The sequence below is a fragment of the Staphylococcus sp. AS1337 genome (genome assembly GCF_051408735.1).
GTDB lineage: Bacteria > Bacillota > Bacilli > Staphylococcales > Staphylococcaceae > Staphylococcus > Staphylococcus xylosus_B.
The window spans coordinates 300,460-312,789 of the sequence record NZ_JBOIHZ010000003.1 but is presented as its reverse complement, the minus strand read 5'-3'; the positions used below and the strand labels follow the sequence as shown (position 1 = coordinate 312,789).

Annotated in this window: 9 protein-coding genes; 6 read left to right on the top strand and 3 right to left on the bottom strand. The window is 32.6% G+C overall.

Annotated elements, in window-relative coordinates; translation table 11 throughout:
* Window positions 1–28 precede the first annotated feature (28 nt).
* Window positions 29–688 carry a hypothetical protein gene (locus ACSUE0_RS06975; RefSeq protein ID WP_119614374.1) on the bottom strand — a complete coding sequence of 220 codons (660 nt, stop codon included), beginning with the start codon at window positions 686–688 and terminating at the stop codon, window positions 29–31.
* Window positions 689–772: 84 nt separating this feature from the next.
* The gene (locus ACSUE0_RS06970; RefSeq protein WP_436956706.1) at window positions 773–1,528 is read right to left on the bottom strand and encodes an IclR family transcriptional regulator; all 756 of its coding nucleotides are present in this window, start codon (window positions 1,526–1,528) and stop codon (window positions 773–775) included.
* A 151-nt stretch (window positions 1,529–1,679) separates the two neighbouring features.
* Here ACSUE0_RS06970 and ACSUE0_RS06965 point away from each other — a divergent pair, with 151 nt between their 5' ends.
* A complete protein-coding gene (locus tag ACSUE0_RS06965) occupies window positions 1,680–3,041 on the top strand; it encodes a gluconate:H+ symporter (protein ID WP_119614363.1) in 1,362 nt (453 codons plus the stop codon).
* A 21-nt stretch (window positions 3,042–3,062) separates the two neighbouring features.
* Window positions 3,063–4,082, top strand: coding sequence for an alcohol dehydrogenase catalytic domain-containing protein (locus ACSUE0_RS06960; protein ID WP_119614362.1), 1,020 nt, complete (start codon window positions 3,063–3,065; stop codon window positions 4,080–4,082).
* A 488-nt stretch (window positions 4,083–4,570) separates the two neighbouring features.
* Here ACSUE0_RS06960 and ACSUE0_RS06955 read toward each other — a convergent pair whose 3' ends face one another.
* Entirely contained in the window at window positions 4,571–6,160 is a 1,590-nt protein-coding gene (locus ACSUE0_RS06955; RefSeq protein WP_119614361.1) for an L-lactate permease, read from the bottom strand.
* A gap of 410 nt (window positions 6,161–6,570) precedes the next feature.
* Between ACSUE0_RS06955 and ACSUE0_RS06950 the strand changes: the two genes are divergently transcribed.
* The 4 genes from ACSUE0_RS06950 (at window position 6,571) to nagB (ending at window position 12,209) form a co-directional block, all read left to right on the top strand.
* Complete coding sequence (locus ACSUE0_RS06950; RefSeq protein WP_119614360.1) at window positions 6,571–7,824, top strand: MFS transporter; 1,254 nt, start codon at window positions 6,571–6,573, stop codon at window positions 7,822–7,824.
* A gap of 707 nt (window positions 7,825–8,531) precedes the next feature.
* Window positions 8,532–9,563: an ornithine carbamoyltransferase gene (gene argF, locus ACSUE0_RS06945; protein WP_436956768.1), complete on the top strand. Its 1,032-nt coding sequence runs from the start codon at window positions 8,532–8,534 to the stop codon at window positions 9,561–9,563.
* A 310-nt stretch (window positions 9,564–9,873) separates the two neighbouring features.
* On the top strand, window positions 9,874–11,412 hold the full coding sequence (gene ptsG / locus ACSUE0_RS06940; RefSeq protein WP_436956704.1) for a glucose-specific PTS transporter subunit IIBC: 1,539 nt from the start codon (window positions 9,874–9,876) through the stop codon (window positions 11,410–11,412).
* Window positions 11,413–11,471: 59 nt separating this feature from the next.
* Window positions 11,472–12,209: a glucosamine-6-phosphate deaminase gene (nagB, locus tag ACSUE0_RS06935; RefSeq protein WP_436956702.1), complete on the top strand. Its 738-nt coding sequence runs from the start codon at window positions 11,472–11,474 to the stop codon at window positions 12,207–12,209.
* The last annotated feature ends 121 nt before the right edge of the window (window positions 12,210–12,330 follow it).

Sequence of the window (12,330 nt, the reverse complement as noted above, 5' to 3'; positions counted from 1 at the left end):
AATGTGTATCGCTTTTATTATGTCATAATTATGATGGCATTATATGCCATTGTTGAAAGTGGTCATAAGTTAAATCAAATTGTTGCGTTTTAATTTCTATTGGGAAGGCGAATGATGTCTTTTCAGAAAAGAACCACCGTCTATGTTCAGGCGTTAATAAAATAAAACTTTCATCATGTTTATCACCTAGAAAATTCAAGTCGTCAGGTACAAATTGTCTTTGTTCATGCGTTTCCAACTGATATTGTGTTAAAGCTTGATAGACAGACTCTGTATCATTGCATACAAAACCAATCTCGCTAATTCTTGAAAATTCAGGTTCCTCCGCCATATTAGAGACTCTAGCAATTAATTCGACAATATTTCCAGAAGGATCATTGAAGTAAACAGAATGTGCAGCAAAAGTTTCAAAGTAAGTTGTATGTTGTTTGTCCTCCATTAATAGAAATAAAATGTTTTGATAATGGTTTTTCATTTCAAAAAAATGATTATAAGGAATATCAATAGCAAAATGATAATAAGGTTGGTTAATGTCATGTGCATGTCTAAAATACAATTCTGTTTCACCAATTTCAACCATAAATGATTCTTGGTCAATGATTTCAACCGTACACTCTAATGTTTCCTCATAAAACTGTCTTGTTTCTTCCAATTCTGACGTTAATAACGTTATACTTTTAAATTTCATATGCATATCCCATCCCCACGTAGTACCCATATATAATAAATGATTTAACTGTACTTTATCAAAATAATAACGATGATGATAATATTAAGAATTTATAAAACCTAAATTTTTTGAAATGTTATTTGCTGTATTTTGGAGTTGAGTAATATAAAATTCTTTTTTTTGCAATTGGGTTGTTGAAAAGGACAAACTAATCGCGCCCTGTACTTCATTACGATAGTTAACGAAATAAGTGCCAATACAATAAATGCCTTCTTCATTTTCTTCTTTATCCTCTGCATAACCTTGTTTACGAATCATTTCAATTTCCTCCATAAAATCATCAAAGTTAGTGATAGTGTGCTTTGTGTAGGGGATAATTTTAGAATTATCCCAAACAGCTTGAATCGTATAGTCATCATACTTAGATAATATTGCTTTTCCCACGGCAGTACAATACATAGGTGCGCGTAGACCTATTTTAGAAGCCATTGTATAAATCGCGTCATTTGGAATAAATTTTTCAATATAAAGAATTTCATTTTTATCTTCAATGACTAAATGACACGTTTCATTGACTTTGAAAGAAAGTTGACTAATAAAACTTTTAGCGATATTCAAATAGTCAATGTTTTTGATGCTAGAATAGCCTAATTGAAATAATTTATAAGTTAATTCATATTGGTGTGTTAATGGATTTTGTTTTACATAATGATTATCGATTAAAGATTTAACTAAACGGTGCACAGTCGTTTTAGATAATTGTGTTTTTGTTACAAGTTCATTTAATGATATCGGGCTATGATGTGATATCAATTCTAATAAATTTAATGCACGATCGATTGATTGAACATTTGACATAATTCCACTCCTCAAATTGACAACGTTTTCATTTTCGCTTTATACTAATAAAGTATTCTATTATATGATATAACATTTCATAATGTGGAACAAGTGTAGAAATTATAAAAGCTATGGACAGCTACATATGAGACAAAAGGAGAGTGTTGAAATGTTTGGAGAGTTCTGGCCATTAATTAGTGTTGTATTAGGTGTTATTGTACTGTTATTTTTAATTATTAAATGCAAGATTAATGCCTTTATATCTTTGATAGTGACATCAATTTTTACTGGTATGATTTTAGGTATGCCACTAGACAAGATAGTAGAAACTGTTGAAAAAGGTATGGGGAGTACTTTAGGAAGTGTAGCAATAATATTTGGGTTAGGAGCTATTTTAGGTAAATTTCTTGCTGATGGTGGTGGCGCAAATAGAATTGCAGATACATTTATAGATAAATTTGGTGAGAAATATATTAAATGGGCAATGATTTTAGCGTCATTCATTATTGGTATTGCCCTTTTCTTTGAAGTTGGATTAGTACTATTGATACCTTTAGCGTTTACAATTGCAAAGCGCTTAGGTGTATCACATATGAAGATTGGTATACCAATGGCTATTGCCCTTTCGGTAACGCATGGTTTTTTACCTCCACATCCTGGTCCAGTAGTCATTGCAAAAGAGTTAAATGCCAATTTAGGACAAGTATTATTATATGGACTCATGGTAGCGATTCCAACGGTGGTCATTGTTGGTGGTTTATTAGTCAAAATGTTACCTAAATTGTCTCCGAGTGCATATAGTAAAGAAATTGATATGACCAATATTGTTTCTGAAGTATCGATTGAAGAAAAAGATCAACCAGGGTTTGGACTTAGTGTATTTACTGCATTGTTACCAGTTATATTGATGTTATTTGCGACAATTGTACAAATGATCACTGGTCATCAAGATGGTGCAACCAATCAATTTGAAAGTGCTATTTATTTTATTGGTAATGCACCAATAGCAATGCTAATTTCATTACTCTTTGCTATGTATTCGATGGGGATTCGTAGAAAGAGGACAATGAATCAAATTATGGACAGCGCTACATCTGCCATTATTCCAATTGGTATGATGTTACTTATTTTAGGCGCAGGCGGTTCATTTAAGGAAATCTTGATTGATGGAGGTGTAGGAAAAACAATTGAGCACATGTTTGTCGGCTCTAGTATGTCCCCAATCTTATTAGCTTGGATTGTTTCTTCTTTGCTGAGGGTTGCACAAGGCTCAGCAACAGTTGCCGCTTTATCTACTACAGGTATAGTATTGCCTTTATTACAAGCCACAGATGCTAATCTAGCATTAGTAACATTAGCCATTGGCGCAGGGAGTATTATATTCTCACATGTGAATGATACTGGATTTTGGATTTTTAAAGAATATTTTGGATTGACTGTAAAAGAAACTTTTTTAACGTGGTCCGTTTTAGAGACAGCGATATCAGTTTGCGGCCTAGTATTTGTATTGATTTTAAATATGATTATTTAATTTGAAAGGAGAATGAATACGATGAAAGCTGTATTTATTAATGGAAAAGAAGATATTGAATTAAAAGAAGTTGAAGAAATAAGTGCACAAAATAATCCTGAAAAAGTGCTTATAGAAGTTAAGTATGTGGGTATATGTGGTTCGGATTTACACTATTTGGCAGAAGGTGCCAGTGGTCCAGCAGTGATTAGAGAACCATTAATACCGGGCCATGAATTAAGCGGAGTTTTACTTGAATCTATGGATTATAAAGGAACGATACTCCCAAAAGGGACAAAAGTTACAGTGCACCCTGCTACCTATGGGGATAAATTACCACATGCGCCACATAATCCAGAGATATGGCCGAATGGTTCATATTTAGGATCGGCTAGATATTTACCACATAAACAAGGTGGTATGGTAGAAAAAATGCTAGTAGATAAAGCGCAAATATTACCACTACCAGATAAAGTTTCTTTAAAGATGGGAGCGTTAGCTGAACCACTTAGTGTGGGCATGCATGCGATTAATTTAGCAGGTGGTGTTACAGGTAAAAAAGTACTTGTGTCAGGAGCTGGTCCAATTGGATTACTAGCTGCAAGTGCAGGTTATACCTTGGGAGCAGAAAGCGTGACGATAAGTGATATGTTAGAAGAACCATTAGCGCGTGCACATAATTTAGGTGATATCGAAACATTAAATATTACAGATAATAATATTCCTGAAGATAGATACGATATAGTACTAGAGTGTTCTGGAGCTGCTCCAGCAGTAACGACTGCATTTAAGGCTGTAAATATAGGTGGTACAATAATTCAAGTTGGTAATTTACAGGATAAAGCTTCACCAATTAACTTAAGTCCGATTAATATCAAACAGGCTACTTATCGTGGATGTTATCGTTTTAATAGAGAAATTGAAGATGCTTTAACAGTGTTAGCGAAAAATGAGAAGATAATTAATGTGATTACTCAAACATATGATATCGAAAACTTTAGAGAAGCTTTTGAAATAGCTGCAAATTCTAAATTATCATCTAAGGTAATGATCAAACTATAAAGGTTTATTATTAAGAATAGAGAGTAGAGTCTCATGTTTTAGTTTGAACAAAGAAATGATTGTTTGGAAAATAAAAAGGTTTAACGAGATTTATAACAACACAAACTAAAAATTTTAAACATTTGAAGAAAAAGTTTCTAGTAAAATATCATCATCCTCTAATTATGCTGATGATACTTTACCTTTAAGGTTTGTAAGCCTAATCATTTTTTAATTAATCTCGGGGGAGTCCTTTTACCAGGAACCGTTATAATTTCTCTGTTAAACTTTATTAGCATTAAGTATTTAAAGGATGACAATTAAATAATTTAAGATAACAAAAAGTCCCACTTCTCTTTTGATTGAGCTAGTGGGACTTTAATGTATTTTATAGCATATGAATTACACTTAAACTGAAATTTAGTTTTAAGTTATTGATTGATAAGTCCAATTCTAAATTTAATTTTTAAGACATGTTGCTATTGCTTAATGGCAAGACGTTTTTTTAGCTAAAAGAATAGCCACGTAAATAGGAAACCGCTTATACCTACAAGTAGGCAATATAGTAACGCAGGTACGAGTGTTTTTCTAATAACACTTCCTTCTTTGCCAGGCATATCAACAACAGCACAAACTGCTACAACATTGTGTACACATATCATATTTCCGGCTGCTGCTCCGATAATTTGAGCTGCTAATACAGTGAATGGTTCGGCACCAATTGTTTGAGCAATATTTAATTGAATAGGTGAGAATGTCAATGTAGAAACAGTTGCACTTCCTGTTATAAATGAACCTAACGCACCTAAAAATGGAGCGACAAATAACCAAATAGGTCCTAAGTAGTGTGCCATATCTTTAGCTATATATTCTGGCATACTGATTAAATCATGTGTATTAATGCCAGAGTTAATAAATACATGTACCATTGCAAGAGTAGCAATGAGTGTAATTCCAGTTGTCTTGATGGTATTTAATGAATCGAGACTAGCATGACCTATATCTTTTAATGGTTTACGCTGTATAAAAACAGCAAAAATCGCTGAAAGTATAAGGATAGTTCCTGGTGAATATAAAATCTCCCATTCAGATGTGATTGACTCAAAATTTAAAATGTTATTCCAAGAAATATCCAATACATTCGTTGTAAAATGTTTGATACTTGGAACAGTTCTTGTGAGTAACAATAAGACAACAACCATTAAATAAGGGGCCCAAGCAGTTAACAATGGCATTGGTTGTTCTTTTGTACTAACTTCATAATCAGGATTCAAGCCATCTGTCCATTCTTCTTTTGGTAATAACCAGCCCTTTCTAGCGGTAATAACAGCAACGATTAATCCAGTTAAAGAACCTAAAATAGCAACAAATTCTGCGCCAAATAAAAAGGAATACACAAAAGCAGATCCTGCATAAACAATACCAATTAGAGCAAGCCAAGGTAACATTTCAACGATCGATTTAAGTTTATTATTTTTGCCGAAGAATATCACCATTGCAGTAATTAAAATAATAGGTATGAAAATACCACTCAATAAATCTAAAGTTGTAATACGTTCTGCCGTCGATTGAAAGAAAGAACTATCTGCGTCATTTAATGTGCTAAGTCCTACAAGGACAGGTGTACCAACAGCACCAAATGAAACGGCTACGCTATCTGCAACTAGTGCAGTTACAACTGCGATAATCGGACGGAACCCTAACGCAACCATTAGTGGAGCAGTTACCATTGCAGGCGTTCCAAAACCAGAGGCACCTTCAATTAAAGAACCAAATAAAAAGGCGACTAAGATAACTTGGACACGCATATCACCTGATATCTTTTTAAACCCTTCATTAATACGAGTTACTGCACCAGTTTGACGTAATGTATTGAGTAATAAGAGAGCGCCGAATAAAATATAAAGAATAGTAAGTGTTTTGTGCGTACCTTGTAATAATGATGCAATAATAACATCGCCATTCATTCCCCAAACAAAAATTCCTAATAACGTTATAATAATTGCACTTATCGCCATCCCTTTTAATGCAGACATACGTAATAATACTAAGAAAATAAACGGAACAATAACTGCACTAAAAGCAACAAGAAGCATCATAAAAATCACATCTCCCATAAAATAGATATCATCAAGTCATATGATGACTAAATATCCTTAATTGTAATCGCATTCATAAAAAAATTCAATCATTGTTAAATAAAAAATTCCATTAAAAATCTATTATATTTTTGAGAAAATACACTTTTCAAACAAGAAAGAATGGGTCAGCATGACGTTTTTAAAATTTGAATTTCAACATTTCATTACTAATAACCTAAAATAACGAAAACAAACGAAAATAAATTTGCATAAAATAAAAAAATGAAATAAAATAACTACAATATCTGAAAGCGTTTTCCAATTTTATGAATAGCACTTTATGGATAAAGTAACTTTAGCATTAGGGGAAAATATTCTTGAAATTAAGGATAATTAGAAATTATATTTTATAAACAGGGGTGTTATAGATGAATGATAAATTAGCTAAAATGGGAATACCACCGACATTAATATGGGGCTATATGGGTGTACTTATATTTATGATGGGAGATGGTCTAGAATTAGCGTGGATTAGCCCATATTTACATGACCAAGGTTTATCCGTACACCAAACAGCATTATTAACCACTTGTTATGGTGTAACTATTGCCATAGGGTCATGGTTTTCTGGTGTCTTAGTAGAAGTGATTGGGCCACGAAAAGTAATGTTATTAGGTACATTGTTATATATTATTGGACATATTATTTTTGTAGGTCTAGCAATTCCAGCTATGAACTATGAAATGATGATACCGTCATATGCAATTAGAGGTTTTGGTTATCCTTTATTTGCTTATTCATTTTTAGTTTGGGTTGCATATCGTTCTCCACAAAAACGTTTAGGTGCAGCTGTTGGGTGGTTTTGGTTTGTATTTACAGGAGGATTAAGTGTCCTTGGTTCATTTTATTCATCAATTACAATTCAATTATTTGGGCATTTCTTTACTTTATGGACAGCTATTATTTGGGTACTTATCGGAACATTTTTGGCAGTATTTGTAAATCGTGATCAATTTGAACTTGAACATAAAGAAGGTGGTTTTAAAACCCATCTGAAAGAAATGGGTGCTGGTATTACAATATTAAAAAGAGAACCTCGTGTAGCAGTAGCCTGTATTGTAAGAATTATAAACCAAGCAGCTCAATACGCATTTCCATTGTTTCTTCCAATATATTTATCAACCAAAGGTATAGCTACAACAACATGGCTGAATATTTGGGGGACTATTTTTATAGCCAATATTATTTTTAATATAATATTTGGGGCTTTGAGCGACAAAATAGGATGGAAGAATACCATTTCATATATCGGCGGTGTCGGTTGTGCTGTATTCACTTTAGGATTATATTTTATCCCTGAAATTTTTACAGGGAATGTATTTATCGTAGGAACTGTTGGGTTTTTATGGGGGATGTGTTTAGCAGGTTTCGTGCCAATATCGGCGCTTGTACCGTCTCTTGTTCATGATGGTGACAAAGGCCCAGCAATGGCAATATTGAATTTAGGAGCAGGATTATGTGTTTTTGCTGGACCAGGGTTAGTTGCATTGTTTTACGATAGTATTGGCGTAAAAGGTATGATGTACTTAATATTTGGGTTATATGTAGCTAGTGCTATTATGACGCGCTTCTTAAAAACACCAGAAGAGAGAGGTATAAGTGAAAATAAGGAAGCTTTTTAAGACATTATAACCAATTGAATAAAGAACTTAGATTAAAGCAGGAAGTAGGACAGAAATCAATTTTTACTAAAATTATTGATTATACTTCCTGTTTTGTATGTAATAAATTGAAAATAAAATTTCATATCCACTTTTTGAATGAATATGAAATTATTATACAAAAACTAATTATAAAATTTGATAATAAGTACACAATAAAAAGCCTATTAAGCTATGGTGGGATAGTTAATAGGCTTTTTATAAATCGACGCTTAATGACTGGTTACTATATTCATTTTTTAAATTTAATGTAATTATGAGGTTTTTGAAGTGGAACAATAATGTACTTGTTTATTTTTCTTGAAAACCGCCAGAAACAAAATGAGCAGCGATTTGTTTTATAAGAGCTAAGATTTCTTTAAACATCACAATTCACCTCCATTGATTAACTTATTACAACATAAAGATACTATAAAAAAGCTAATGAATATTTTGCAACGCATAAATAAAACTTTTAACTTCATAAGTGTTTATTGTCAGATATTTTAATTACTTAAGTGACATAAAATTACGCTTATGTGTAGAAATAATCAAAAATAGAGTTTCTTAAGATAAAATAATTATGAGATAATTCAATAATATACATTAAAAGGTATATTTATGCTTGATTTTATTTAATATTACAGTTATTATGTATATAAATCTTATAAAAATATTGGAGTGATGTAATTGGGGCGTACACAACAGCACTAAACAAGTTACAGACATTTAAAGGTAAACATTTTTTGAAAACATGCGATTTTTCTGCTGATGAGTTGAACACTTTAATTGATTTTACTGGTGAATTAAAAGAAAAGAAAAAGCGTAATATCCCGCATCCTTATTTAAAAGGTAAAAATTTAGCATTTCTATTTGAAAAACCGTCTACAAGAACTCGTTCAGCTTTCAGTGTTGCTGCCTATGATTTAGGTGCCTACCCTGAATATTTTGGACAAGGAGATATTCACTTAGGAGTTAAAGAGTCTGCAGAAGACACTGCAAAAGTATTAGGTAGAATGTATGATGGTATTGAATTTAGAGGACATCACCAAAAAGACGTAGAATCACTTGCAACAAGCGCTGGTGTACCAGTGTGGAATGGCTTAACTAACGAATGGCATCCAACACAAATGATTGCGGATTTCTTCACTTTAAAAGAGAACTGGGGCACTTTAAAAGGAAAGACATTAACTTATGTTGGCGATGCTAGAAATAATGTAGCACATGATTTATTAATTACTGGCGCAATATTAGGTGTTAATGTTCATATTGCTGCACCAGAATCTTTACAACCGAATAAAGATATTCAAATATTGGCTCAAAAATATGCTGCTGATTCACAAAGTGAAATTTTGATTACTGATGATATTCAACAAGCGATATATCAAACTGATGCAATTTATACAGATGTTTGGTTCTCTATGGGCGAAGATGATGGATTGTTAGAGTCCCGTATCAATCAATTATTGCCTTACCAAGTAAATGAAGCAATGCTAATGAATACGATGAATCCAGATGTTATAGTGTTACATTGTTTACCAGCATTTCATGATGTGAACACAGAAGTAGGTCAAAAAATATATGAAACATACGGTCTGACTGAAATGGAAATTGCAGACGATATATTCAGAGGGAAGCATGCTGTTATTTTTGATCAATCAGAAAATAGATTACATTCCATTAAAGCAATTATGGCGGTTACATTAGGTGGCATATTTTAAATAATTATCTTACAAAAGATTAGGACAAAAATATTTTTCAAACTAACTTTTCCGTTCACCTTGTACTAGTATAGCAACTTTTATTGTAAAAATTATGAGAGCTGACTTTCAATATCAATATTGTTAGGCATTGCCAATATATTATCCGAGGCTAAGACATTTATAAATGTCGGCCTCTTTTTTGTATGGATTTATATGGTTATTGCAAGCGAAGTAAATCGTTTTATGAAAATAATTTTCAATATAAAAATAAATATTGATTATTATTTTCTGTGATTGTATATTTAGGTTAATTAGGAGGTTAGCTATTATGAGTAAATTGTTTGAAAGAGCACAACAATTTGGGAAATCATTTATGTTACCCATAGCAATTTTGCCGGCAGCAGGATTATTATTAGGCATCGGTGGTGCATTAAGTAATCCGAATACGATTAAAGCTTATCCAGTATTAGATATTAGTTTATTACAGAATATTTTTATTTTAATGTCATCTGCTGGGAATATTGTTTTTCAAAACTTACCAGTTATATTTGCGGTAGGTGTAGCCATAGGGTTGGCAAAGAGTGATAAAGGAACTGCTGGATTAGCAGCAATGCTTGGGTTTTTAATCATGAATGCATCTATGAATGGTTTGTTAACTATAAGTGGAACATTAGCAAAAGACAATTTAACTGAAGTAGGACAAAGTATGGTACTAGGTATTCAAACTGTAGAAACAGGGGTATTTGGTGGAATCGTCACTGGTATAATGACAGCGCTTTTACACAATAAGTTTCATAAAATATCGCTACCTGACTACCTTGGCTTCTTTGGAGGATCGCGTTTTGTACCGATTATTACAGCAATTGCTTCGATTGTATTGGGTGTCATTATGTTTTTCGTTTGGCCAACAGTACAAGGATGGATCTTTGGTGTCGGTGGATTAGTAGACAAAACAGGGATAATTGGTACGTTTTTCTTTGGCTTTATCTTGAGATTATTAGGCCCTTTTGGATTGCATCATATTTTCTACTTACCATTTTGGCAAACAGCTTTGGGAGGATCGTTAGAAGTTAAAGGACATATGGTTCAAGGGACACAAAATATTTTCTTTGCACAATTAGGGGATCCTGACGTTACAAAATACTTTTCAGGTGTTTCACGATATATGTCTGGTAGATTTATTACCATGATGTTTGGGCTTTGTGGGGCAGCTTTAGCAATTTACCATACAGCTAAACCAGAACGTAAAAAAGTTGTAGGAGGATTGATGCTCTCTGCAGCTTTAACATCGTTTTTAACAGGTATTACAGAACCATTAGAATTTAGTTTTTTATTTGTTGCTCCTATATTATATGTGATTCATGCATTTTTAGACGGACTAGCATTTATGATGGCAGACATTTTTAATATAACTGTAGGCCAAACTTTTAGTGGAGGTTTTATAGACTTTTTATTATTTGGTGTGCTTCAAGGAAATTCTAAAACAAATTTCTTGTGGGTAATCCCGGTTGGTATAATCTGGTTTATGATATATTACATTATTTTTAGATTCTTGATAACGAAGTTCAATTTCAAAACGCCGGGCCGTGAAGATGAAGCGACGACAGAAACTGTAGAAGCAACGGATCGTGCTAAGACAATAGTTCAAGCACTTGGTGGTAAAGGAAATATAGATGTAGTTGATTGCTGTGCTACTCGTTTAAGAGTGACGTTAAACAGTGATGAAGAAGTGGATAAATCTTTGCTAACAGCCACGCAAGCTAGAGGAGTTATTCAAAAAGGGAATGGCGTTCAAGTTATATATGGTCCTCATGTTACTACGATAAAAAATGAAGTTGAGACGCTTTTAGAGAATGAAAAATTGTAATACAACATGTAAAAAGATAGGAAAGGATATCAAATATTGAATAAAGATATGGTGAAAAGATGAATGTTACAAATTTGAAGAATCAAACTATAGCTAGTCAATACTTAGCAACTGAGCTGTTAAAACAACTTAAGACTAAACCTAATACAGTTTTAGGTTTGGCCACAGGCAGTACAATGATAGGCGTGTATAAATATCTATCAGAATTATTAAATATTAATCTAGTTGATTTATCACGTGCGGTTACGTTTAATTTAGATGAGTATGTTGGTTTAGCACCAGATCATGAACAGAGCTATCATGTGTATATGAATGAACATTTATTTAAGCATAATGATTCATGGAAAAAGGATAATATACATTTACCAATGGGAAATGCAAAAGATGTTTTACAAGAATCTAGGAATTACGAACGACTTTTACGTGATATAGGTCCTGCAGATATTCAAATTTTAGGAATTGGTGAAAATGGGCATATTGGTTTTAATGAGCCGTATACATCTTTTGATAGCGTGACGAGCGTAGTGGATTTGACCTCTTCAACAATTAAGGCGAATAGTAAAAACTTTGAAACAATTGAAAATGTACCTAAACAAGCGATATCGATGGGCCTTTCATCTATTATGCGAGCGAAGAGGATTATTTTGTTGGCATTAGGTGAACATAAACAATATGCAATTAAACAACTCTTAGAAGGTGATATATCCGAATCGTTACCTGCCAGTATATTGCGACAACATGCTAATGTAGAAGTTATCGTGGATGATGAAATATTCCAATTGAATAAATATAACTAAATTATAATCATATTAGTGATTGAAATGAAGTTAATGGCGCAGTCAGATGTCTAAAGAAATTATTTTAGATTTCTGCACTGCGTTTTTATTTTTAAGCGTATTGTTTCTTAGAATAACAATT